This is a genomic window from Brenneria izadpanahii, from assembly GCF_017569925.1.
Lineage (GTDB): Bacteria > Pseudomonadota > Gammaproteobacteria > Enterobacterales > Enterobacteriaceae > Brenneria > Brenneria izadpanahii.
The window spans coordinates 758,525-782,998 of record NZ_CP050854.1; the positions used below are offsets into that span (position 1 = coordinate 758,525).

The 24,474-nt window shown below is 54.0% G+C and carries 20 protein-coding genes and 1 pseudogene; 7 read left to right on the forward strand and 14 right to left on the reverse strand.

Annotation, left to right across the window (positions count from 1 at the left end; genetic code table 11):
• Window positions 1-118: 118 nt before the first annotated feature.
• Window positions 119-1,705, reverse strand: coding sequence for a sensor domain-containing diguanylate cyclase (locus tag HC231_RS03375; protein ID WP_208229725.1), 1,587 nt, complete (start codon window positions 1,703-1,705; stop codon window positions 119-121).
• Window positions 1,706-2,505: 800 nt separating this feature from the next.
• Between HC231_RS03375 and HC231_RS03380 the strand changes: the two genes are divergently transcribed.
• The 6 genes from HC231_RS03380 (at window position 2,506) to HC231_RS03405 (ending at window position 8,257) form a co-directional block, all read left to right on the forward strand.
• Window positions 2,506-3,570, forward strand: coding sequence for an ABC transporter substrate-binding protein (locus HC231_RS03380; RefSeq protein ID WP_425490548.1), 1,065 nt, complete (start codon window positions 2,506-2,508; stop codon window positions 3,568-3,570).
• 228 nt (window positions 3,571-3,798) lie between these two features.
• Window positions 3,799-4,698: a branched-chain amino acid ABC transporter permease gene (locus tag HC231_RS03385; RefSeq protein ID WP_208229727.1), complete on the forward strand. Its 900-nt coding sequence runs from the start codon at window positions 3,799-3,801 to the stop codon at window positions 4,696-4,698.
• A gap of 59 nt (window positions 4,699-4,757) precedes the next feature.
• Window positions 4,758-5,741, forward strand: a complete 984-nt coding sequence (locus HC231_RS03390) for a branched-chain amino acid ABC transporter permease (RefSeq protein WP_246494785.1) — start codon at window positions 4,758-4,760, stop codon at window positions 5,739-5,741.
• Window positions 5,731-6,510, forward strand: coding sequence for an ABC transporter ATP-binding protein (locus HC231_RS03395; protein WP_208229729.1), 780 nt, complete (start codon window positions 5,731-5,733; stop codon window positions 6,508-6,510). The genes HC231_RS03390 and HC231_RS03395 overlap by 11 nt, the downstream gene beginning before the upstream one ends.
• Complete coding sequence (locus HC231_RS03400; protein WP_208229730.1) at window positions 6,503-7,198, forward strand: ABC transporter ATP-binding protein; 696 nt, start codon at window positions 6,503-6,505, stop codon at window positions 7,196-7,198. The genes HC231_RS03395 and HC231_RS03400 overlap by 8 nt, the downstream gene beginning before the upstream one ends.
• Window positions 7,199-7,486: 288 nt before the next feature.
• On the forward strand, window positions 7,487-8,257 hold the full coding sequence (locus HC231_RS03405; protein ID WP_208231203.1) for a DedA family protein: 771 nt from the start codon (window positions 7,487-7,489) through the stop codon (window positions 8,255-8,257).
• A 50-nt stretch (window positions 8,258-8,307) separates the two neighbouring features.
• Here HC231_RS03405 and ilvN read toward each other — a convergent pair whose 3' ends face one another.
• The 9 genes from ilvN to HC231_RS03450 form a co-directional block, all read right to left on the reverse strand.
• Window positions 8,308-8,601, reverse strand: a complete 294-nt coding sequence (ilvN, locus tag HC231_RS03410) for an acetolactate synthase small subunit (protein WP_208229731.1) — start codon at window positions 8,599-8,601, stop codon at window positions 8,308-8,310.
• A gap of 4 nt (window positions 8,602-8,605) precedes the next feature.
• Window positions 8,606-10,270, reverse strand: coding sequence for an acetolactate synthase large subunit (gene ilvB / locus HC231_RS03415; protein WP_208229732.1), 1,665 nt, complete (start codon window positions 10,268-10,270; stop codon window positions 8,606-8,608).
• Between the two features lie 114 nt (window positions 10,271-10,384).
• Complete coding sequence (locus HC231_RS24300) at window positions 10,385-10,489, reverse strand: ilvB operon leader peptide IvbL (RefSeq protein ID WP_208229733.1); 105 nt, start codon at window positions 10,487-10,489, stop codon at window positions 10,385-10,387.
• Between the two features lie 115 nt (window positions 10,490-10,604).
• Window positions 10,605-11,285, reverse strand: a complete 681-nt coding sequence (locus HC231_RS03425; protein ID WP_208229734.1) for a fumarate hydratase C-terminal domain-containing protein — start codon at window positions 11,283-11,285, stop codon at window positions 10,605-10,607.
• Window positions 11,261-12,214 (reverse strand): fumarate hydratase, encoded by a 954-nt coding sequence (locus tag HC231_RS03430; protein ID WP_208229735.1) that lies wholly within the window; start codon window positions 12,212-12,214, stop codon window positions 11,261-11,263. The genes HC231_RS03425 and HC231_RS03430 overlap by 25 nt, the downstream gene beginning before the upstream one ends.
• Window positions 12,214-13,986, reverse strand: a complete 1,773-nt coding sequence (locus tag HC231_RS03435; protein WP_208229736.1) for an L-aspartate oxidase — start codon at window positions 13,984-13,986, stop codon at window positions 12,214-12,216. The genes HC231_RS03430 and HC231_RS03435 overlap by 1 nt, the downstream gene beginning before the upstream one ends.
• A 2-nt stretch (window positions 13,987-13,988) precedes the next feature.
• A complete protein-coding gene (sdhC, locus tag HC231_RS03440; RefSeq protein ID WP_208229737.1) occupies window positions 13,989-14,345 on the reverse strand; it encodes a succinate dehydrogenase, cytochrome b556 subunit in 357 nt (118 codons plus the stop codon).
• Complete coding sequence (locus HC231_RS03445; protein WP_208229738.1) at window positions 14,342-14,677, reverse strand: succinate dehydrogenase/fumarate reductase transmembrane subunit; 336 nt, start codon at window positions 14,675-14,677, stop codon at window positions 14,342-14,344. The genes sdhC and HC231_RS03445 overlap by 4 nt, the downstream gene beginning before the upstream one ends.
• A gap of 2 nt (window positions 14,678-14,679) precedes the next feature.
• Window positions 14,680-15,399: a succinate dehydrogenase/fumarate reductase iron-sulfur subunit gene (locus tag HC231_RS03450; protein WP_208229739.1), complete on the reverse strand. Its 720-nt coding sequence runs from the start codon at window positions 15,397-15,399 to the stop codon at window positions 14,680-14,682.
• A gap of 872 nt (window positions 15,400-16,271) precedes the next feature.
• Here HC231_RS03450 and HC231_RS03455 point away from each other — a divergent pair.
• A pseudogene (locus tag HC231_RS03455) lies at window positions 16,272-17,224 on the forward strand (ABC transporter substrate-binding protein).
• A 288-nt stretch (window positions 17,225-17,512) separates the two neighbouring features.
• Here HC231_RS03455 and adhE read toward each other — a convergent pair.
• The 4 genes from adhE to thiB form a co-directional block, all read right to left on the reverse strand.
• Complete coding sequence (gene adhE / locus HC231_RS03460; protein WP_208229740.1) at window positions 17,513-20,194, reverse strand: bifunctional acetaldehyde-CoA/alcohol dehydrogenase; 2,682 nt, start codon at window positions 20,192-20,194, stop codon at window positions 17,513-17,515.
• Between the two features lie 974 nt (window positions 20,195-21,168).
• On the reverse strand, window positions 21,169-21,834 hold the full coding sequence (gene thiQ / locus HC231_RS03465; RefSeq protein ID WP_208229741.1) for a thiamine ABC transporter ATP-binding protein ThiQ: 666 nt from the start codon (window positions 21,832-21,834) through the stop codon (window positions 21,169-21,171).
• Window positions 21,818-23,428 carry a thiamine/thiamine pyrophosphate ABC transporter permease ThiP gene (gene thiP, locus HC231_RS03470; protein WP_208229742.1) on the reverse strand — a complete coding sequence of 537 codons (1,611 nt, stop codon included), beginning with the start codon at window positions 23,426-23,428 and terminating at the stop codon, window positions 21,818-21,820. The genes thiQ and thiP overlap by 17 nt, the downstream gene beginning before the upstream one ends.
• Complete coding sequence (gene thiB / locus HC231_RS03475) at window positions 23,404-24,390, reverse strand: thiamine ABC transporter substrate binding subunit (protein ID WP_208231204.1); 987 nt, start codon at window positions 24,388-24,390, stop codon at window positions 23,404-23,406. The genes thiP and thiB overlap by 25 nt, the downstream gene beginning before the upstream one ends.
• Window positions 24,391-24,474: the final 84 nt, after the last annotated feature.

Consider the following 24,474-nt stretch of genomic DNA (forward strand, 5'->3'; position numbering starts at 1 on the left):
CTTTCATACGCAATAATGAGATAAAGTATGGTTATTTATACAGTGATTGTCCAGCCGTTTGCGAACATCCCTGTCGGCTGGCGAAAAAGAGGCTGCCGCGGTTATTAAAGAACATCGCCTATCTTATTAAGGCCGGCGTCGGGGCGGCGATCACCCGGTTGCGTCCTTCCTGTTTGGCTTTATACAGCGCTTCATCCGCCATTTTAAACGCGTGTTCCATAGTGACGTCGTTCGTGCCCGGAGCCCACTGCGCGACGCCGAGAGAAATGGTGATGTTGCCGACCGACGGAATAGTCGCTTCCTGCGTCGCGCTGCGCAGGCGTTCCGCAATGCATACCGCTATTTTCATATCGGTATCCGGCAATAAAATCAGAAATTCCTCCCCGCCGTTACGGCATAAAATATCGCTTTCCCGGGAGCTGGAGCGAATGATCTGAGCCAGGTATTTTATGACGCTATCGCCGATATCATGGCCATAGGTGTCGTTAACGCTTTTGAAATGGTCGATATCCAGCGAGATGATGGCGAAGTTTTTCTGGCCGAGCTGCCAGTATCGCAAAATGCCTTCCAATCCCCGGCGGTTGAGCAGGCCGGTCATCGGGTCGGTTTGCGCTTCAGAGCGTAGTTGGCCGATTTTCTTTTGCAGCAGATCGATGCCGATCAGCAAGGCTTGTTTAAGCTGCGTGGCTTCAAAATACCAGGCATGAATTTTCCTGATATCGTCGGAAACGGTCAGCGAATCCATTTTATTGGCGCTTTGCGCCAGCAGCCACAGCGGCTGGGCGATGAATCTAGCCAGCAGCCAAACGCAGAATATCGTTAGAATCGCCAGGGGCAGGGTGTGGCGCAACACGCTCATCATCAGGCTATCCAGGGGTTTTAATGTTTCCCCGGTTGAGCGCACCACCACCACTTCCCAATGATTCGCGGGAACCACGGCGTATCCGACAAGCACTTGTTCACCCTGGCTATTGGTTAGCTTCCGGCTACCGTTGCTGTAGGTGTGGCTGTCAATTATCGGACTATGGCTGAGAACCTCTCCGATCCGGGCGGAATCCTTGTGGTACAGGATTTTTCTATAGTGGTCGGTAACATAGATGTAAGAACCGTCCCGATAATAGTGTTGGTCAAGCAATGTGTTGAGAATACTGGGTTTTTCCAGGTGGATGGAGCCGCTGATAAATCCTTTGTAGCGCCCGTCCCGGGTAAATATCGGCGCTGAGATCAGTACGATCAGGTTATTGGCCACGGAAACGTAAGGTGAACTGATCAGCGGGCTTTTTTCCTGTAAAGCCTGCCTCACGCCGGCCGTGGTGACTTTTTTCCCCACCCATTTAGAGATATAGGGGAAACTTGACTTGAGTACGCCATGTTCATCCACGATAGACACGGTGTTAAAACTACGGCTCTGCGATCCGATACGCTTGGTTTCCTGGTTCAGAGCGTCGCCGTCATCCATTCGGCTTGCGACCTCGCCGGCGCTGTAAGCCAATTGTTGCAACGATTCTTTGAAGAAAACATCGGTTGTGGCCGCCATCTTCGCGGCGTAAACGCGATTAGCCTCCAGAGTATTATCGATCAGAAGCTGACGTTGTACGTGGTAACTGGCATAAAGACTGTTGCATAGCATGATTAACGCGCTTGTAACGGCCAACAGCAATATCAGCCGGCGTAATCCGATGTGATGGAATAGTTTTAATGACATTATTTCGTTTTAGCAGATCGGGGCAGTGATGAGAAATGGCCGCTATCATAGGTGCAGATGCATAGCCTGTAAAATAATTATCCCGAAAACTATTATTAATGTAATTATATTATTGAATATTACATGTCATAACGACGGATAACCTTAGGTGTTGAGTTCAGTATCTATGGCGCGGTTAAAAGCGCGTGTTCGGGGAATCTGAAACCAGCGAAAACTTATTATAGCCACCTCACGGAAGAATTATAAATTTTTCTACAACTTCCTAATTATACAGATATCCTGGCCGACGTTTTTTAGCATAAAAATTGGCTAATTACATGTTTAAAGAAATTATCACTATAAAAACAGTCTACAGGGATGTTTGGGTAGAATATAAATAATACCCGATGCTTATAACGGGGGCGCAGCGCCAATCCGCGGTGGGTGACTGATTTACTTATAGAATTTTGTCATTCGCGCCAACGCACTTTTTAAAAGCAACGGCGAAACAAATTGGTGCATTCCATTTCCCATCTTCTCTTCTCTGCTATTTCATTCGCCGGAATAAATCAATTTTTCTTTTATTTATTAAATCGTTAAAGATAATTTAATCGTTTTGGCACATTTATTGCTGAATTTTATTCGGCCAACAGAATATATCCCTGTGGCACTTCTTGGACTCTCACAATCAGGCATACGGCTTTATCCCACTACTGGGATTTGAATCTCTCATTATTAAAGAGGCGATCATGAATAACAAAATTGTCAGGATAACTGTAGCAGCAGCATTTGTTTCCTCAGTCATCTGCGCCGGCAACGCAATGGCGGCTGAAGTGAAGATCGGGGTGGTTCTGCCTTTGAGTGGTGCGCTTAGCGGTTATGGGCAGCCTTCTCAAAAGGGGGTTGAGCTGGTGAATAGCATGGAATCGACGCTGAAAAACGGCGATACGGTCAAACTTGTTATTATTGATGATAAGAGCGATAAGGTTGAAGCGGCTAACGCCATGCAGCGGCTGGTTTCCAGCGATAAAGTCGACGCGGTGATCGGCGAGGTGACTTCAACCAATACCATGGCGATGACCAAAATGGCGGAAGATACTAAAACGCCGCTGGTCTCTCCAACCGCAACCAACGACCGCGTTACCCGCAACCGTGAATACGTCAGCCGCGTATGCTTTTCCGATAGTTTTCAGGGCGTGGTGGGAGCCAACCTCGCATCACGTGATTTAGGCGCTAAAACCGCCGCCATCATGTTCGACAGCAGCAACGATTACTCCGTCGGTCTGGCGAAATCCTTCCGCACCCAGTTCCTCAAAAACGGCGGCACCATTCCGATCGAAGTTCAGGCTCCCGGCGGCAGCAAGGATTTCAAGGCCCAGCTTTCCACCATCAAGGCTAAAAACGTCGACATGATCTATATGCCGATTTATTACACCGAAGGCGCACTGATTGCGGTGCAGGCCAAACAGCTGGGTCTGAAGGTGCCGGTCGTCGGCGGCGACGGTCTGGCGGCCGACCCGGTATTCTTTAAGCTCGGTCAGGATGCGGTTGAAGGTTATATGACCACCGACTACTACTCGCCGAATGCGAAAGAACAGACGCCAGAAGGCGAGAAATTCATTAAAGCCTGGGAAGCGAAATATAAGGAACCGACGCATACCTGGGGGGCAATGACGGCCGACGCTTACAAAATGATCGTCAACGCGATGAATCAGTGCAGCGATCCAAAAGACCGTGTTTGCGTTAATGAGAAAATCCGCGCCACCAACAACTTTGAAGGCATTACCGGCACCTTGACGTTGAAAGATGGTGATGCAATCCGAAACGCCGTTATCAATGAAGTCAAAGATGGACAATTGGCCTTTAAAACGGTGGTTAATCCTTAAGTTATCTCCTTCATTTTTCAAGTCGCAGCGATGCAGGCTCCCTTAACTTACCCGGCTCCGGTGCGGAGCCGCTGTAAGCCGCGTTTGGGCCTGTTTGTTCTCCCGTCGCCTGCGCGCCGGGAGAGCGCCGCGCCTTGAGAAAACCGCCGGGAGCCTCGGCCCCCGGAGGCGGGCGGGATAGTCCGCATAAATCTATTGGGTAGAGCAAGGTAAATAAGGATTGAATTTATGGATGCTGCCATTTTCCTTCAGCAAGTGGTTAACGGCATGAGCCTGGGCAGTATGTATGCGCTGATTGCCATCGGTTACACCATGGTGTACGGCGTATTACGACTGATCAACTTTGCTCACGCCGATATTATGATGGTCGGGGCGTTTCTGGCGCTGTTCGGCTCAACCACCTTTGAGCTGCCTTTCGGCGCGGCTATTTTATTCGCTATTCTCTTCTCGGCTTTGCTGGGCGTCTGTATCGATCAGATTGCCTATCGACCTTTGCGTCAGGCCTCTAAAATTTCCATGCTGATTACCGCGATTGGCGTGAGTTTCTTTCTGGAGAACCTGTTCAACGTGCTGTTTGGCGGAAGCCCGCGCTTCTTCGCCGCTCCCGAATTCTTTAATCAAACCGTTTCATTGGGCAGCATCATTATCACCAATGTGGCCTGGCTGGTGCCGTTGGTTACGCTGGTATTGCTGGGATGCATTCTTTTCATCCTGTACCGGACGCGGCAAGGGATGGCGATTCGCGCGGTCGCTTTCGACGTCAACACCGTTCGCCTGATGGGGGTGGACGCCAACCATATTATTGCTTTTGTCTTTGCTTTGGGCAGTTCGCTGGCGGCGCTGGGCGGTATTTTCTACGCCACCAGCTATCCGACCATCGATCCGTTAATGGGGATACTTATTGGCCTGAAGGCGTTTGCCGCCGCCGTGTTAGGCGGTATCGGCAGCGTAACGGGGGCGGTGATCGGCGGCTTTATACTGGGATTTACCGAAGTGGTCGCCGTGGCGGTATTCCCGGAACTGGGCGGATATAAAGATGCCTTTGCGTTTATGTTTTTGATCCTGGTTCTGTTATTCAGACCGGTAGGCATTATGGGTGATGAAAGACTGGAAAGGAGCCGTTTTTGATGAGAATGCCAACAAACTCATTTTCGCTGCTAATAGGCTATATCGGGTTATTTGTCATCATGCTTCTGATGCTGTTCGCGCTACAGAATGTTTTTGACGATTATATTATCCGTATTGTCTGTAATATTTTTATTTTTATGATCCTGGCGGTGAGTTATAACCTGATTAACGGCGTAACCGGTCAGCTTTCACTCGAACCCAATGGTTTTGTCGCCGTCGGCGCTTATATTACCGCGCTGCTGTTATTAAGCGCGGATACTAAAATGGATATGTTCGAGATGGCGTCTCCCAGCCCGGTGATCCTGGCCGTACATACCACTTTTTTACCGGCGTTGATTATCAGCGGCATTTGCTCCTCGATACTGGCGGTATGTCTGGCGTTTCCGGTTTTCCGGGTGCGGGGCGATTATCTGGCGATTGTCACATTGGGCTTCGGCTTTATTATTAAAATCCTGGCGATTAATAATCCGCAGTTCACCAATGGCGCGATTGGTTTGAATGAAATTCCCCAGGCCAGCCATATGCTGTATTGGTGCGGATTTATCGCCTTAATCGCCGTGCTGCTTATTTTGCAAATCGTCTATTCGAAATACGGGCGGGCGATGAAAGCCGTTCGCGATGATGAAGATGCGGCGATTGCGATGGGGATTAATACCTTCAAAATTAAAACCTGCGCTTTTGCCACCAGCGCTTTCTTAGAAGGTATCGGCGGGGGGTTATTGGCGTCGCTGTTGACGATTATTTCTCCCGATCTGTTTGATTTCATGCTGACGTTCCAACTGCTGATCATCATCGTTCTAGGCGGGCTTGGCAGCACCACCGGCGCTATTTTAGGGACCGTGGTGGTGGTGGGAAGCGGCGAGTGGCTGCGTTTCCTCGATCAGCCGTTAAGTTTCTTCGGCGAGGATTTGGGATCGTATCCCGGCTTGCGCATGGTCGTATTCTCATTGGTGTTGCTCATTATTATGTTGTTTGCCCGTGAAGGGTTATTGGGTAAACAGGAGATTTGGGAAGTTAATAGGAAGCGCCGTTATGGAAAATAAACCTATCCTCAGCGTGGATAATATCATCATGCAATTCGGCGGATTGCGCGCCATTGATGGTGTTAGCTTTACGCTTAATCAGGCTGAAATATTCGGTTTGATTGGTCCGAATGGCGCGGGAAAAACCACGTTATTTAATGTTATTACCTCAAACTATAAACCGACTTCGGGAACGGTAATGTTGGGTAATGAAAAAATTACCGGATTAAAACCGAACCTTGTGGTTAATCGCGGTATCGCCCGTACCTTCCAGAACATTCGTTTGTTTAATTCGATGACGGTACTGGAGAACGTATTAATCGGTTTCGATCGCTCGATTCATTATTCTTTTATTGAAGCGGCATTGCATATGGGGCGGTTTTTCTCGGCGGAAAAACGGGCGAAAGCAAAAGCGATGGAGATCCTTGAATATATCGGTATCGCTGAACATGCCGAGGCGCTGGCGAACAACCTGAGCTATGGGAATCAGCGTAAAGTGGAGATCGCCAGGGCATTGGCGACTTCGCCGACCTTGCTGCTGTTGGATGAGCCCGCGGCTGGTATGAACCCCAGAGAAACGAATGAATTGGCGCAGCTGATTTTTAGAATGCGTGAGGATTACAAGTTAACGGTTTTACTGATTGAACATGATATGTCTTTCGTTAATACCCTGTGCGAGCGGGTATTGGTGCTGGATTATGGTAAACCGTTATTCAGCGGCGCTACCTATGAGGCGATTAATAATAAAGAGGTGATTGCCGCGTATCTTGGAGATGTCGATTATGCTTAAGGCCGAGGATCTACAGGTATTTTATGGATTGATTCAGGGATTAAAGGGGATCGACATCGAGGTGAATAACAGCGAGATCGTTACGCTGATTGGCAGTAACGGCGCGGGGAAAACCTCAACGCTGAACGGTATTATTAACCTGGTGAAATCGACCGGGCAGGTCAATTTCCTGAATGAAGATATTTCCAACAGCCTGACGCATCAGATAGTCAGGAAAGGGCTGGCGCTGGTGCCGGAAGGACGCAAGGTTTTCACCAACCTGACCATTGAAGAAAACTTGCGTATGGGGGCGTACAACAACCCGGTTAATTTCAACTATCTGAAAGATAAAATGTACACGCTGTTTCCGCGTTTGAAAGAGCGTCGTAGCCAACTGGCGGGGACGATGAGCGGCGGCGAGCAACAGATGCTGGCGATCGCCAGGGCGTTGATGAGCGAGCCGGTGTTGCTGATGCTGGATGAACCCAGCCTGGGGCTGGCGCCGAAGATCGTTGGCGAAATGTTCAATATTATTAAGCAATTGCAGAAGGACAATATTACCATCCTCCTGGTTGAACAGAACGCGACCGCCGCCTTGAAGATCGCCGATCGCGCCTACGTGCTGGAGAACGGCAAGATAGTCCTGAAAGGAAACGCGAAGGAGATTCTGGCCAACCCCGAAGTGAAGAAGATGTATTTGGGGGGATAAATCCTCCTAACCCATCGTCCCTTACCGCGTATGCCCGGCCATCCGCGCCGGTTGCCCCGCCGTCCCCGCGCAATCGGCGGGGTCGACGGGGGCTCGGCGTTGCCGAGATTTCCGGTTGCTCGCCCCATCCTGGGGCTGGCCTTCGGGCCGCCGCAAGCGCCATTCAAAAACACTCCCGATGTTTTTGTGCGCGGCAATGGCGAAGTCTATGTATATGAAAATGACCTGTTGACGGCCGCCGCCAAGATCCAGACAATCCTCTTTTTCATCAAGAGCGGGCAGGAATCTATGGAAGCATGGCTGGATCATCTGGTGACGCAATCATTAACCTATGCGCTGATCGCGGTCATGCTGGTCGCTTTTCTGGAGTCTCTTGCGGTCGTGGGACTATTGCTGCCGGGGACGCTGATGATGGCGACGCTGGGGGCATTGATCGGCAGCGGCAAACTGGGGCTGTATCCGGCGTGGGGCGTGGGAATTATCGGCTGTCTGCTGGGCGACTGGATCTCTTACTTTATCGGCCGGAGCTTTAAGACGCGGCTGCATCAATGGTCTTTCCTGAAAAAACATCAGACGATGCTGCGCAAGACGGAGCATGCGCTGCATCAGCATCATATCGCAACGGTGCTGATTGGCCGCTTTGTCGGCCCGACGCGTCCGCTGATCCCGATGGTTGCCGGCATGCTGGAACTGCCGCCCTATAAATTCGCGTTACCGAACATTATCGGCAGCCTGACCTGGCCGCCGCTGTACTTTTTGCCCGGCATACTGGCCGGCGTCGCCATTGATATTCCCGCCGCAACCAATAGCGCCGGTTTCAAATGGCTGCTGCTGACGGCGGCGTTGCTGGCGTGGAGTGCGGCGTGGCTGTGCTGGCGCTGGTGGCGGGGCGATAAGCGCAAGAAAAGCGACTGGTTCAGCCGGCGGCTGCCGATGCATCGTTTACGCTGGGTTGCGCCGCTGTCGCTGACGGCGGCGGGAGTCAGCCTGATACTGCTGATACAGCATCCGTTAATGCCGGTTTATCGCCATCTGTTGTGGCAGGTGCTGAATGGGTGATATCCAACGAGAGGGCGGGAATATCGCTCGCTCCTCTCGTTCGTATCCCGCTAGCGGTAAAACTCCGCTACCTGCTCGAAGATTCGCATTTCATCGCCGTGACGGCGTACCTGAAGAACATCCTCCAGTTTTTCCACCTGACTGATCATCTGTTGCAGGCGCCGATCGTTTTGCACCAGCAGCCAGATCCGGCTTTCGTCGCCGCTCGCCAGCGGCATACATAAGATCCCTTCGACGTTAAATGCGCGGCGGGCAAATAATCCGCACACGTGGGACATCACGCCGGGATGGTTGCGCACCGAGAGTTCCAGCGTCACCTGGTTTGAAGTAGATTGATTCGGCATGGTATTAGTCTCCAATCATATCGATGTTGGCGGCGCCCGGCGGCACCATCGGATAAACTTTTTCATTCGCGTCAATGAGCACATGGATCAACGCCGGACCAGGGCGGTTCAACGCTGCGGAGAGCGCCGCGCAAGGATCTTCCGCGGCGTTCAGATCGCAGGTGGCGAAGCCGAAGCCGGCGGCGATAGCCAAAAAGTTGGTGCGGTAAGGATAATCGGCCGCAAAGATACGCTGCTGGAAGAACAGCTCCTGCTGTTGGTGCACCAGGCCAAGAGACTGGTTGTTCATCAGGATGATTTTAACGTTCAGTCCGGCTTCCGCGGCGGTCGCCATTTCCTGAATATTCATCATCAGGCTGCCGTCGCCGGAAAAGCAAATCACGGTGCGTTCAGGTTCGGCCAGCGCCGCGCCGATGGCGGCGGGCAGACCGAATCCCATGGTGCCCAATCCGCCGGAGGTCAGCCACTGGCGCGGCCTGCGCAATGGGTACGACTGTGCGACCCACATCTGATGCTGTCCGACGTCGGTGGCGATAATGGCGTCATCGCTCAGCGCCTGAGCGGCGGCCCGTATCAGCCCGTAGTGGCTCAGCGGGTTGTCCGCGTCCGGCATATTGAAAGGAAACTCGCGCTGTAGCGCATTGACCGCATCAAGCCAGACGCCGCGCCGGCGCGGTTCGATCAGCGGCAGCAGTTGCTCCAGCGCCTGTGCGACGTCCGCGTTCAAGGCCACGTGAGGCTGCCTGATTTTGCCCAATTCAGCCGGATCGATATCTATATGAATAATGCCGGCCTGCGGACAGAACTGCTCGGCCTTGCCGATTGCGCGATCGTCAAAGCGCGCGCCCAGCACAATTAACAAATCCGCCTGTTGCAGGATCAGATTGGTTGATCGTGCCGCGTGCATGCCCAGCATACCCAGCGACAGCGGATGATCGGCCGGCATGGCGCCTAATGCCATCAGCGTCATGGTGGTGGGCAAACTGGCGCGTTCCGCTAACTGGATCGCCTGCTGGTGCGCCGACGCGTTGATGACGCCGCCGCCCAGATAGAGTACCGGACGCCGGGCCGCGTTGATCATGGCGGCGGCCTGCTCGATTTTCTGCCGATCGATAGCCGGCGGGGGCGTGTTCTCTCTTATCGGCGGAAGTTCATCCAATTCGATTTCTGCGGTCTGCACATCTTTGGGAATATCAATCCATACCGGACCGGGGCGGCCAGACTGGGCGATGCGAAACGCCTCGGGAATAACGCGCGGCAATTCCCTGATATCCCTGACCAGATAGTTGTGCTTGGTTACCGGTATGGAAATGCCATAGGTATCCACTTCCTGAAAGGCGTCGGTGCCGATCATGCAGGAGGACACTTGCCCGGTGATGCAAACCAGCGGAATGGAGTCGAGTTTGGCATCGGCGATAGCGGTCAACAGGTTGGTGGCGCCAGGTCCGCTGGATGCCAGACACACCGCGGCGCGTCCGCTGGCTCGCGCCATACCCTGCGCCATGAAACCGGCGCCCTGCTCATGGCGAGCCAGTACATGACGGATGGTTTTACTTTGGCCGAGCGCGTCGTAAAGCGGCAGAGCGGCGCCGCCGGGAATACCTGCCACGGTTGTGATGCCCTGTTGTTCAATCAGCCGGATAATCAGCTGAGCTCCTGTATAGCGCATGATCGTATCCTTCATCGGGGCCGGTGCGGGTTTCGGAGCGGGGAAGGCAGAAACAAGAAACCCCGCTCGGCTTGCGCCGGCGGGGTTTGGGAATCTTATCTTGATTCGGACCCGTTACGGCGCGTTGCCGACGACCACCACGACGACCACGCGCACGACGACGACCGCGTCAACGTGCGCGGTGCTTAGTAGTGCTGAAGTGGAAGAGGCGTGTCTCACGGAGTACCTTTATCAAGTTTGGGTGTAAACGGCATTATCTAAACACGTTTAACCGACAGGGAACAAGCCCCAATGTATTAAAAAGATAAAAATCGGCGGCGGCTCACATTTGCTATCACATCAGTTCTTCTTTGCGATCGTCGGATTCGCCGTAGCGGTGCAGTATGGGCGGCGGTAGTCCGTGATAAAGAGAGGCGAGTCCGGCGTTGATAATCTGGTTTTGTTGGTCAAACAGCGAGTTGCCGTGCAGATCGCTTTCGACGATAAAGGGACCGAACGCCTCCGTTTCGAACAGCCACAAGGCCTGGGCGATGCCGAGCTCTTCAAGCCAGAAAACGTCGATAACGCGTTTTATCCCTCGTCCCAGCAGCGCGCCGGTGCCGTAGCCCACCGTGGTCAGGTAGACCGCCCCTGCCGGCGCCAGCACCTGCCGATATTGCTCCAGCGGCATGCCGCCTTTCCCCAGGATAATGTTGCTGCCGCTGAGTTTGATCCAGGCGGCCATCCATTTAGCGAAACGGAAGCTGGCGGTCGCCGTTACGGCGCCGATCTGGTAACCGCCCGCCGCATCCGGCGCGGCGGCGGGCGAACAGTGGAAATTGACGCGGCTGATGGCCGGCAGATCGACCGGCAGCGAGCGGCCTTCGGTCAATATCCGGTTATAGACGCCTTCGCGCGCCGTATAGACCGCGCCGCTCAGGTAAACCACGGTACCTGGGGTCAGACTGGCGAGATCCCGGTCGGAAACCGGCAATGTCAGATAAACAATATTCAGATCGTCGTATTTTCCGGCCATTCAACCGTCTCCCGGCGCATGTAGGGGGTGAACCATAAAGGATTGGTGCGATAGCTTATCGCGCCGCTGGCGTGAATACGCGCCGTTGCGCGGCGCGAAGCCAGACAGAAGGTATGGACGCTGACCGGCATCCCGCCGGTATGGGTGTAGCCGACTTCGATATGGCAATCCGCCGCCATCGACGAACCGCTAAAGCCCATCGCTCCAATGCCCAGCGTATTAGCGAGCGTTTGCAGTTCCAGCTCCAGTTCGGCGATGCGCGGATCGGGATTGCGATCGCCGATAATGCGCAGGCAGGCCGCCTGCTTGCCCAGTTGCATACAGGTATCTTTCGAGCCGCCGATGCCGATGCCCACGATGGCGGGCTGACAGGCAAGCCCCCGTTTGCCGAAGGCGATAAGCGTATCCAGCACAAAACGCTTAATGCCGTTAATTCCGTCGCCGGGGAACAACATGCGATAGTCGGAGCCGAATAATCCCCCCTTATGCACGGTGGTTATTTCGATCCAGTCCGCGTCAGGTTCAAACGACCACTCAATTTCCGGCGCGTTGATCCCGACGTTATTGTTATGCTCGGTCCGCCACAGCGGGTGCACGCGGTTGGGCCGCAGCGGGATGGTTTGGGTCGCTTGCGCGGTGGCCCGGCGGACGGCCCGCTCCACGCCGATAAAACCGCTCTCTACGCTGGCCTCGTTGCCCACTTTGATGTAGTAACGGGGAAGCCCGGTATCGGCGCACATGGGGCGCCGATCCTGCCCCGCCGCTTGCCAGTTTTCGATCATGGTGTCCAGTACGAAACGCGATAGCTGACTGCTTTCCGTGCGCCGCATCGCCTGGATTCTTTGCCGGTAATCCGGCGGGATATCAATCGCCGCGCGTTTCATTATTTCGCCCGCGGCGGCTTCAATGCGTTCGATGGCGATAGTCATTACGATGCCTCCTGTCCTGCGGGCGCTCTCTGGCGCGCATCGGCGGGCGTTTCGCTCAGCAGCGACTGTCCCGGTTTTACCCTGGTAAATGAAACCGGCACCATCTCCAGCGACAGATGAGCGCCGTCGCCGGATGCCTGAATACTGGTGTAGCGGGTATGGTTGAGATCGCCGGTTTCAGGGAAGTCTTCCCGGAAGTGGGCGCCGCGGCTATCGTTGCGGGCCAGCGCCGCAGTGGCGATAACGCGTGAAATAAGAAGCTGGCTGTCGAGATTCAGCCAGTCGTGCCAGCTCAGATTATACTGGCGCAAACCGTCGCGAACGCCGATGCCGGCCATTTCGGCGGTATGATCGTCGAGCGCGTCGAGGCCGCGCCGGATCCCGGCATGGGTGCGCAACACGCCAATGTCGTTCCACATGGTTTCCGCCAACGCGTCGCGCAACGGGGTCAACGCGCCGGCCGGGCGGGAAAAGGGCGCTTCGACGCGGGCAATCGCGCGATCGATACTCGCTTGTTCCGGCGCGCGCCAGCTTGCCCCCCGTTTTACCCGCGCGGCCATGGATTCGCCGGCAATGCCGCCGAAAACCGTCGAGCAGGCGACGCCGTTGCCGCCTAAACGATTAGCGCCGTGCACGCCGCCGCTGTCTTCTCCCGCGACATAAAGACCGGGAACCGCCGTGGAGCAATCGGCCTCGAATTCGATGCCGCCCATCAGATAATGGGCCGTGGGGACGATTTCGACGCTGCCTCCGGCCAGGTCGAAACCGCAGTCGGCGCAGCGGTTGACCATGCCGGGGAAGGTTCGGCGAACCGCATCCTCTCCCAGGTGCTTCATCTGAATAAATACGCCGCCCATCGGGCCGGTTCGCCCCGCGCGCATTTCCGCGTAAATGCCGCGGCTGACCACATCACGCGTGGCGCGCTCCCCGCGCGCATCGTAGCGCTGCATAAAACGTTCGCCCAGGCCGTTGAGCAGATAGCCGCCCGCGCCGCGCAAGCCTTCTTCAAGCACCGTTCCCGTCATTCGGGTATCCGGGCCGCCGAGCAGCCCGGTTGGATGGAACTGCACCATTTCCATGTCGCGCAGCTTCAGACCATAGCGCAGCGCCATCGCCAGCCCGTCACAGGCTTTTTCGCCGGAAGGCGTGTGGTAACGGTACATGGTGGGGCCGGCGCCGGTGGCAAGCAACACCGCCTTCGCCTGAATAAAACGGTAGGCGCCGCGGCGTATATCGATAAACAGTACGCCGGCGATGCCCGAACCGTCCGATGCCGGGATCAGTTCTATCGCCCGGTGTTCTTCCAACTCCCGTACGCCGGCGACCCGCACCTGTTCCATCAGACGGTTAATGATCTCAATGCCCGTCAGATCCGATTTGTGTACGGTGCGATCAAACGTCTGACCGGCGAACGCTTTTTGATGCAGCGTGCCGTCGGGATTACGGTCGAAAAAACAGCCCAGCTCATTCTCCAGTTCCTGGACGCGTTCAACGGCGCCTTCGACCAGACGCCATACCAGATCCTGGCGCGGCAGCCATTTGCCGCCGTTGATGGTATCCATAAAGTGGCGTTCTACGGAGTCGCCTGCCGCCAGCGCCACGTTATAACCTCCCTGTACCATGCGGGTACAGCCGCTTTTCCCCAGCAGCCCTTTGGTGGCGACGATGACTTCCAGCTCCGGGGCGGCCTGTCTGGCATGCAGCGCGGCAAACAGACCCGCGCCGCCGGAGCCCAGAATCAGGATATCGGTTTTCAGCGACTCAATTTGCATACTCAGAGCACTCCCAGAAGAAACGCCGCGCCGACGGCGAGGGAAAACGCGCTTCCCCAGCCGAGCCAGTTAAGGCGCGTGGCCCGGATACTGCTCCAGTCCAGGCACTCCAGCGCCAGCAGACGCAGGCCGAAGCAAAAATGCAGGCTAAGCAGCATCACCAGCCCCCATTCGGCGGCTTTCACCAGCGGGTTATCGCTGAACCGGATAAATCGTTCCAACTGCGCCTCGCTTTCCAGCGCCAGACCCAGCACCAGAAAGTGAACCGGCAAAAACAGGGCGAGCAACAGCCCGGACAGGCGGTGTCCGACAAAAGCCAGCCAGGATTTATGATGATGAAAAGACTGTATTTTTATCATGTCGCTACGCCTCCAACGGCGATTACCGCGCGGATGCCCAACAACAACAGCAGCAGACTAAAGCTCAGGCTAACCCAGCCCGCGCGGCGGTAGGTAAGTCCGGCCCATTCGATCAGCACGCTGCGTACGCCGGCCAGCGCGTGGAGGGCGGCGCAAATGACGAAGCCGGAATAGAAAAAAATCCAGCCCCAGCTTCCCTGCGTTCTGCCCAAAATCGCCGAGGCGCTCAGGCCGTGATGTACGGCGTAGATCATCACCCCAAGGTGGATGAGCACAAAGGGGATCAGCAACAGGGTGGTGAGGCGCTGTAGTATGAATAGGAACCGTTCCATGGCTACTCCTTTAGGAACCACTGGAACAAGGTGACTTTTTTCAGACCGGCGATGCTGCGAGTGGGGCTAAGGCCGATAGGACAGCACTGTATGCAATTCCCCTCGGTATGGCAGGCGCTGATGCCGCCCGCCGATCCAACCCGTTTTTTAACGTAACTTCTGTTGGCGTGCCGTTCATCGTTAATCTGCGTCCAGGCGCGGTTAAGCGCCGCCGGGCCGAGATAACTCTTATCCCATGCCACAACATCGCAGGCGGCATAGCAGATAGCGCAGTTGATGCACTCGATGGCTTCACTGGCGCGCTGGCGCGGCGCGCTTTGCGGATCGACGCGGGCCGGCGCCTCGGTCCGCGTGGTTGAGGCGTGAAAATCGCCGCCCGCCGCTTGCCATTTAGCAAAGAATTCGCGCATATCCACCACCAGGTCTTTGATGCGCGGCAGATTCCTCAACGGCGCCAGATGCAGCACGCCCTGTTTTTCGATGCGGCTGACGTGCGTGCGGCAGGCCCAGCGGGGAGAACCATTGACCATCATGGCGCAGGAGCCGCAAACGCCGACCCGGCATGAAAAACGATAGGCCAGAGAGGGGTCGATACGTTGCTGAATCTCCGTCACCACATCAAGCACGGTTTGGTTGTCGCGCCAGGGAACAAGATACGTGGCGTCGGCGTCATGCCTATCGCCGCGTGATATTTTTACTGTTAGGTGTTTTTTAATGTCCATTCTTTTTCTGATTTATATTCTCCTGTTCTTAACGGTAAGCGAACAGGAATAAACGACGATGATAACCGGCTTGATTACCAAACTTTAATATTACGCGGCCTATAGCATGTTGATTGCTATTATGTTGCTTGTGTTTATTACCTGTTTTCCGGCTGCATATGATTTGATGCCTGTTTATTTTCCCAATGAAGGATGAATAGCAGGCTATTAGAAATTGACTATACATGCATAAAAAGTGTGGTTAACAATAAAATATAGATAAGTAAAATCAAAAAATAGAAATAGATGCGTGTGATATTAAATGTGATCGGGGTTGCACTTTATTGTCTTGTCGGCGCTTGCAATAGTGTTGGTATTTTTATTGATTTAAAATCAATTGTTTAAGTTTGTTTTTTTTCTGCCGCTTACGCGATTTTCCGATATGGCGGGACGATTGTTCAGGCTGAATTGAATCATCATGGTTAATGTAATGGGTTTTTATAACTAAATTCATTAGAAAAATAAAAGTTATTTTTATGATCGCCGGATACGCATAGCTTATTCCAAAATGCTATTTATTAATAAGCGGTGAGTTATTTATTCTCTTCCTGATATCGGTAGTCTATGCCACGGGGAATAACCGTCTCCTGCCGTATGGCGTTATTACGATAAAATGAGTATCTCATTATTTTCATTTTCCGGAAAAGCAATTTCCTTCTTAGTCGTTACCGACGCAGAAGAAAACAGGGCTGATTAAATTATTATTTAACTTTCGTTAACAGGTACTGTCCATGAAAAACAACAGCAATAATACCGTTAATCCGGCTAAGCGTTTACATAATAAGGTATTGAGTATCGCCACGGCGTTCAGCCTGCTGCTTGTCGGGCTGGGAATGCCGGCGTATGCGCAGGCGGAGGGGCATTTACGTATCGCCCAGCAGTTTGGCATTGTCTACCTGTTGTTGAATGTCGCGCAGGAAAATAAGCTGATTGAAAAGCACGGCAAGGCCGAAGGGCTGGATATCAAGGTGGAATATCTGCAACTTTCCGGCGGCTCGGCCGTGAATGACGCGCTGCTCTCCGGTTCGGTTGACATTGCCGGCGCCGGAATCGGGCCTTTGTTTACCATCTGGGATCGCACCAAGGGCCGTCAGAATGTCCGCGCCGTCGTGGCGACTGGGAATTTCCCTTACTATCTGATCAGCACTAACCCAAATATAAAAACCATTGCCGATTTTACCGATAAAGACCGTATTGCCGTGCCGGCCATCAGCGTATCGGTGCAATCGCGTTTCCTGCAACAGGCGTCCGCAAAGCTATGGGGGATAAGGAATATAACCGTCTCGATAAGTTACAGGTAGCCGTGCCCCATCCGGACGCGACCGCCGCCATTATTAGCGGCGGTACGGAAATCACGGCGCATTTCGGCAATGCGCCGTTCCAGGAACAGGAACTGGCCGGCAACCCCAATGCGCACATCGTGCTTAACTCCTACGATGTTTCCGGCGGCCCCTCTTCTCCAGTGGTGCTGTATTCCACGGAAAAGTTCCGCAAGGAAAACCCCCGCACCTATCGCGCTTTCGTGAACGCCATTGCGGAAGCGGCGGATCTTGCCGCCAACAATCCTGATGCGGCGGCCGACGCCTTTATCAACATCACAAAGTCTAAAATCGATCGTCAACTGTTGCTCAGCATTCTCAAGAGCCCGGAGACGAAGTTTACCGTTACGCCGCGCAATACGCTGCAGCTTGGCCAGTTCCTGCATCAGGTCGGCGCCATTAAAAATAAACCGGAGACGGTGCAGGATTATTTCTTTGAAGATCCGCACGTGGCGTCCGGAAGCTGAGGCGAATCTGAGTATTTCCCGTTACCTGTCAGAGGGAAAAAGATCGGAATAGGCAAGTTCTCAAACGAGGCGTAGGCGGGTTTTTACTTTGGCTGGAAGCCGATTGGACGGCGCTGGCGGGTAAATATATTCCTCATCTTGCGGCTGGAATTTGCAGTAAGACGGAACGGCATGAATATCCAGACTGATTGGCGTCTGTCCATTCCTGCCGTATTCGCCGGACGAGGGCTCAATGCTTTTTCAGCATGTGAGCCCTCCAGGGTTAGCGGTCAGCCTACTTGGTCGTCGTCAGTTCTTTGCTTTCCCCTTTTTGCCATTGGTGGTGGCTTTAGGCCCATCGGCCTGCTTAGATGCGGCGGGGGTATTGCTATAGGCGCGGCCGTAGTAGGTATCCAACAGGATCTGCTTCAGTTCGGAGATCAGCGGATAACGCGGGTTGGCTCCGGTACACTGGTCGTCGAACGCGTCTTCGGACAGCTTATCGACCTTGGCCAGAAAATCCGCTTCCTGCACGCCGAAATCGCGAATGCTGGCTGGAACGTCCAGCGCCGCTTTGGTTTCTTCCAGCCAGGCCAGCAGTTTGTCGATTTTCTGTCCCACGTCGTCGCCAGGAGCGCTGAGGGCAAGATAATCAGCAATTTCCGCGTAGCGTTTGCGAGCCTGCGGATAGCCGTATTGGCTGAATGTCGTCTGCTTGGTCGGTTTATCGGTCGCGTTATAGCGAATGACATTACAGATCAGCATGGCGTTGGCCAGTCCGTGCGGAATATGGAATTCGGAACCCAGCTTATGCGCCATGGAATGGCACACGCCCAGGAAGGCATTGGCGAAAGCGATGCCGGCGATGGACGCCGCGTTGTGAACCCGTTCGCGGGCAACCGGATTTTTTGCCCCTTCCTGATAGCTGGCGACCAGATAGCCATGCAGCAGTTTCAGCGCCTGCAGTGCCTGGCCGTCGCTGAATTCATTGGCCAGCACCGACACATAGGCTTCCGTTGCGTGAGTGATCGCATCCAGGCCACCGAATGCGCACAGCGATTTAGGCATACTCATGACCAGATCGGCGTCCACGATCGCCATATCCGGGGTTAGCGCATAGTCCGCCAGCGGATATTTCACTCCGGAGGCATCGTCGGTCACCACCGCAAACGGCGTGACTTCGGAACCGGTGCCTGAGGTGGTGGGAATGCAGATCATCCGCGCTTTTATCCCCATTTTCGGGAACGTGTGGACACGTTTGCGGATGTCCATAAAGCGCAGCGCCAGATCTTCGAAGCGGGTTTCCGGATGTTCATACATAACCCACATCAGCTTGGCGGCATCCATCGGCGAACCGCCGCCCAGCGCGATAATGACGTCAGGGTTGAACGCATTAACCTGCTCGGTTCCCTTGCGGACAATGCTTAGCGTCGGGTCCGCCTCTACTTCAAAGAACACTTCAGTGGCGACGCCCTGTTGTTTCAGACGCGAGATCACCTGATCGGCATAACCATTATTGAACAGGAAGCGGTCGGTCACGATAAAGACGCGTTTGGCGCCGTCGCGCACGACTTCTGCCAGCGCGACGGGAAGCGAGCCGCGCCGGAAATAAATGGATTTTGGAAGTTTATGCCACAACATATTTTCCGCTCGCTTGGCTACGGTTTTCACATTGAGAAGATGCTTGGGCCCCACGTTTTCCGAGACGGAGTTGCCGCCCCAGGAGCCGCAGCCCAGCGTCAGCGATGGCACCAGCTTGAAGTTGTACAGATCGCCAATACCGCCGTAAGAGGTCGGCGAGTTGATCAGCACGCGGGAGGTTTTCATCCGTTCGCCGAAATACAGCACCCGATGGGCATGATTATCCTGATCGGTATACAAGCAGCTGGTGTGGCCGATACCCTCCATATTGAGCAGTTTTTCAGCGATATCGACCGCCTCGCTAAAATTCTGCGCCCGGTATAGCGCCAGCGTGGGAGACAGTTTTTCGTGCGCGAAAGGTTCGGTTTCGTCCGCCTTGGTAACCTCGCCGATCAGCACTTTGGTATCCGGTGGGACGCTGATCCCGGCCATTTCGGCAATTTTCACCGCGGACTGGCCAACGATAGCTGCATTTAACCCGCCGTTCTTTCTCAGGACACTTCCTACGGCCGCCAGCTCATCGCCTTGCAGAATATAGCCGCCCTGATCGAGGAAGTTGGCGCGAACGTCGTCATAAATACTCTTGACGACGATGGCGGATTGTTCGGATGAACAGATCATGCCGTTATCGAAGGTTTTTGACATCAGAATAGAGGCGATGAAGCGTTTGACGTCGGCGCTTTCATCCACCACTACCGGCGTGTTGCCGGGACCGACGCCTAACGCCGGTTTGCCGGAGCTATAGGCGGCTTTGACCATTCCTGGTCCGCCGGTGGCGAGAATCATGTTGATGTCGGGGTGGTGCATCAACTGGTTGGTCAGTTCAATGGTCGGTTCGGTAATCCAGCCGATGATATCTTCCGGAGCGCCGGCGGCGATCGCCGCTTTCAGGACGATTTCCACCGCCTTGTTGGTGGAGTTTTTCGCGCGCGGGTGCGGCGAAAAGATAATGCCGTTACGCGTTTTCAGGCTGATGAGCGCTTTGAAAATCGCGGTAGAGGTTGGATTGGTGGTAGGCACGATGCCGCAGATCAGACCGACGGGAGCCGCGATCCTGATCGTGCCGTAGGCGTCGTCTTCAGACAGGATGCCGCAGGTTTTCTCGTTTTTATAGGTATTGTAGATGTATTCGGATGCGAAGTGGTTCTTAATCACTTTATCTTCCACTACGCCCATACCCGATTCTTCCACTGCCATTTTCGCCAGCGGAATGCGGGCGGCGGCGGCGGCAAGCGCGGCGGCGTGGAAGATGTTATCCACCTGCTCCTGCGTATAATCGGCATAGATAAGTTGGGCCTTTTTCACCCGGGCAACCAAGGAATCAAGATCATCAATTTGTGCAACGGTCATGGTGGTCTCCAATTAAGCAATATATCTGCCAGGGGCTTTCCCTGAATAAGGCGGCAAGAACCCACGAGCCTAATACCTGACTACTGACGCATCGCGTACTCTTGCCTGGGCTTTTGCTTCCACCTCTACGGCATTGGATGCCGAGAGAAATATATTCCGTATCAAATTGGTGACTTTGATTGAGATTGATAACAAACGTATTGATGGCGATTCTGTTAACTGATTGCCCTTTATTTCGGGCGGAAATTAACAATAGCACGCTAATTATTTGATGTTTGCTATTGCTAATAGAGATAACATCAGAGAAAAACAGATCTTTTATTATCAATCTCTATCAAAGTAATATGTTTAATTTTTGTTAATGATATTTTACTTTATGTGATAATTTATTCTGCTGCCAACATTGATATCGCTTTAGCTGCTATGTGACAATAGAAAAATAGGGTTAGAAATATGGATTTATACCCGTTATGTTGCAAGTTGCAGCGGCGTTGGTTTTATCGCTCGCCCCATCCAGAGCCTGGTTCGTAAAGGACTGATGCTTCGCTCTGTTCAATACGGCAACGATTTGTCCTGCATCGTGAAATCTATTGGGTATAACGAATAAAATCAAAAACGTTCTTATTATTTCCAATTAAAGACGGCGGTTTTGTTACTGCTATTTGTGATGATGATCTCATGATTATGTCAGGTGATAATCATGATTACCTATATTGATTATTTGTTAGCATATTTTATTTTTTGTTGTGTTTCACGCATCAATTTAAAGTTTTTGCCAGAATAACCGGATAGATCACAATATGGTGTGGAGTGTGGTTTGCTGATATCAAAAAATAGCGTTTTTATTTCATTCTGAATTCTCGATTATCTTTTTGGCGCGTATTCAAACGAAAATCAGAAGTGACGCGCCATACTTCAAGTTGCGTGCGCGCAGGCCGCCTTCCTGCAACCCGAATTATTGAGAGTATAGTCTATTATCGCGGGCGAACGGATTGATTCAGCGGGCGATTGTCGATAATGCAGCCCTCATTAACGGTCACCGCCCGGTCGGCGATGTACTCCGCATCATCCAGATTGTGCGACACCATCAGCAGCGTGAGCCGACGTTCGTCGCAGACCTTTTCCAGCAGTTGCAGCATCTCCTGGCGCAAGGCCGGATCGAGCGCGGAAAACGGTTCATCCAGCAGCAAAATAGGCTGACGGCGAACAAGACAGCGGGCCAGCGCGGCGCGCTGCCGCTGACCGCCTGAAACCTGAGACGGCAGGCGATGGAGCAGCTCGGTTAACCCGACCCGATCGGCAATTTTTATCAGCGTTTCCCGCTGTTCGTCATTAAGCCGCAGGCCGGGGTTCAGCCCTAGCGCGATATTCTTCTCGATGGTCAAATGGGGGAAGAGATTGTTTTCCTGAAACAGAATGGATACCGGCCGCTTGGATGGCGGAGTATCGCGGTGATTTTTCCCGTTCAGACGCAATTCACCGCTATCGGCCATCAGAAAACCGGCTATCAGATTCAGGAGCGTGCTTTTTCCCGCGCCGCTGGGGCCGAGAATCGCCACGCGTTCCCCAGGCTCGACCCGTAAATCAAAACGCATGGGAAAATCTTGATAGAGATAGGTCAGTTTATCGAGAAAGATCATCGCGATCCGCCAGTTTTTCAATCAGGGTGAACAGCGTGAAGCAGAGCAGCATCAGTAACAGTGCGGTAACGGCACCATCGACGCTGCGATAGGCTCCAATTTGCTGATAAAGGTAAAAAGGCAAGGTGCGGAACTGCTCATTGCCGAATAGCGCGATAACGCCAAAGTCGCCGATGGACAGCACGCTGGCAAACGCCAGCGCCTGGGCCAGCGGCTGTTTCAGCGCTTGCAGCTCAATAATTTTCAGCCGTTGCCAGCCGCGTAGATCCAGCGACAGGCAGAGTCGATTATAGCGTTCGGCGACATCCAGCATGGGATTTTCCAGTATTTTGAGCGCATAGGGGATCGCCATCAGCGCGTTGGTCATCACCACCAGCCCATAAGGCGATTCCGGCAACCCCACGGTATTGTTCAGCAACAGGAAAAAACCGGTTGCCAGCACAATGCCGGGCATGGCGAGGATCAGCATTCCGCTCAGGTTCATCAACTGACCATAGAACTGCTGGCGGCGTAGCTTGAGTTCCCGGCTGCTCCATAGCAGCATCATCGTCAGGATGATGCAAATAACGCCCGCCGCCAACGCGATACGCAGCGAGGTAAACAAGGTTTTCCATAGCGCCGGCTGTTGCAGTACCGTGAACAGAGACCGGTTGACGCCGTCTACCACGACGGCCAGCAACGGCGGCACGATCAGCAGTAATGCCGCGCCGATCAGCAGCGTATCGCATACCCGGCTGAACAGGCTGTCCTGCGGGTTGCGCCACGCCAGTTGCTGAGTGCTGCCGACCGGCAGCACTCGGCCTAGCCGCTGGCTCAGCAGCACCAGCCCAAGACAGCACGTCATCTGAATCAGCGCCAGCAACGCGGCGCGCGACGGGTCGTAATCAAAGCTCAGCGCCTGGTAGATCGCCAGTTCGATGGTGGTCGCCCGCGGTCCGCCGCCCAGCGATAGCACGGTGGCAAAGCTGGCGAAACAGAGCATGAAAATAAGCGCGGCGACCGGCGGGATCTGCCTGCGCAGCCAGGGCCATTCGACAATACGAAAATGCTGCCAGCCGTTCATCCCCAGTTGGGCCGCCAACTGACGCTGTTCGGTGGCGATGTTTTCCAGCGATTGCAGCAGCAGGCGGGTCGCCAGCGGCAGGTTGAAAAAAATATGCGCCAGCAGAATGCCCTGCAGCCCATAGGGTGAAAAATGGTATGGCAGGCCAAAGATCCCCAGCAGATGCGCCAGCCATCCCTGACGGCCATATATGCTCAACAGGCCGAAAACCGCCACCAGAACCGGCAGCACCAGCGTCATGGCGCATAAGCGCAATAGCAGGCGATGACCGGGAAAGCGTCTGCGGTAAAGCGCCCTGGCAAGGAAAATCGCCGGCATGGTGGACAGCAGGGCGGACAAAAACGCCTGCCAGAAAGTAAAACGGATAACATGCCACAGATAGCCGTCATGCCAGAGCATTCGCCACTGGTTCTCCGGCGCCTGTAGCCACAATGCGCCGAAGGCCAGCGCAGCTACCGCGATCAACAGTAGGGTGGCCAGCAATCCCGGCCACAAACTTCCGGCGCTTAACGGCTGACGGCTTGTTGCCATGCCTGGATCCAGTTATTTCTCTGTTCCGCAACCTGCTGCGCGCTGTATTGCAAGGTTTTCTCAGGAAGGGCGAGACTGGCGAATCCGGCCGGCAGATCGGTTTTGATCGCCGGATACATCCAGTTGGTGGTCGGGATCGCCTGTTGGAAGGCGGGCGTCAGGATGAACTGCATAAAGCGTTGCGCCAGCGCCGGATTTTTGCTGGTCGCCAACTGCCCGGCGACTTCGATTTGCAGATAATGTCCTTCGCTAAAGTTTGCCGCGGCGTAGTTGTCTTTCTTCTCTTCAATGATGTGGTATGCCGGAGATGTGGTGTAGCTGAGCACCAGATCGGCCTCGCCTTTCAGGAATAATCCATAGGCTTCGCTCCAGCCTTTGGTCACGGTAACCGTTTTTTTAGCCAGTTTTTGCCATGCCTGCGGAGCCTGGTCGCCATATACTTTCTGCATCCATAGCAGCAGCCCTAATCCCGGCGTGCTGGTGCGCGGATCCTGATAAATTATTTTCCACGGCTCCGTACTGTCGACCAGTTCATGCAGGCTTTTGGGCGGATTTTTCAGGCGGTTTTTGTCATAGACGAATGCGAAGTAGCCATAGTCATAGGGAACGAACGTCGTATTGTCCCAGCCGCCGGGGACATCAACGACGGCTTTGGCATCCAGATTGTGTTTGGCGAATAATCCGGTCTGTTCCGCCGCCTGCAACAGGTTGTTATCCAACCCCAGAATGATATCCGCTTTGCTGTTCTTCCCTTCCATTCGCAGACGGTTCAGCAGCGAGGCGCCGTCTTCCAGGGCGACAAAATTCAGCTCGCAGCCGCACTCTTTTTCAAACGCCGTTTTAATAACCGGCCCAGGCCCCCATTCGGAAGCGAAAGAATCATAGGTGTAAACCGTAAGCGCCGGTTTGGCGAATGAGGAAGCCGACACCAGCAACAGGCAGGGAAGGATTTTTTGCAGGATTGACGCTGAACGTTTGAATAACGGTTGTTTGAGTAATGTGATATTTAACACTTTGCACTCCTGTCATCATAGGGTGGCAAAGGT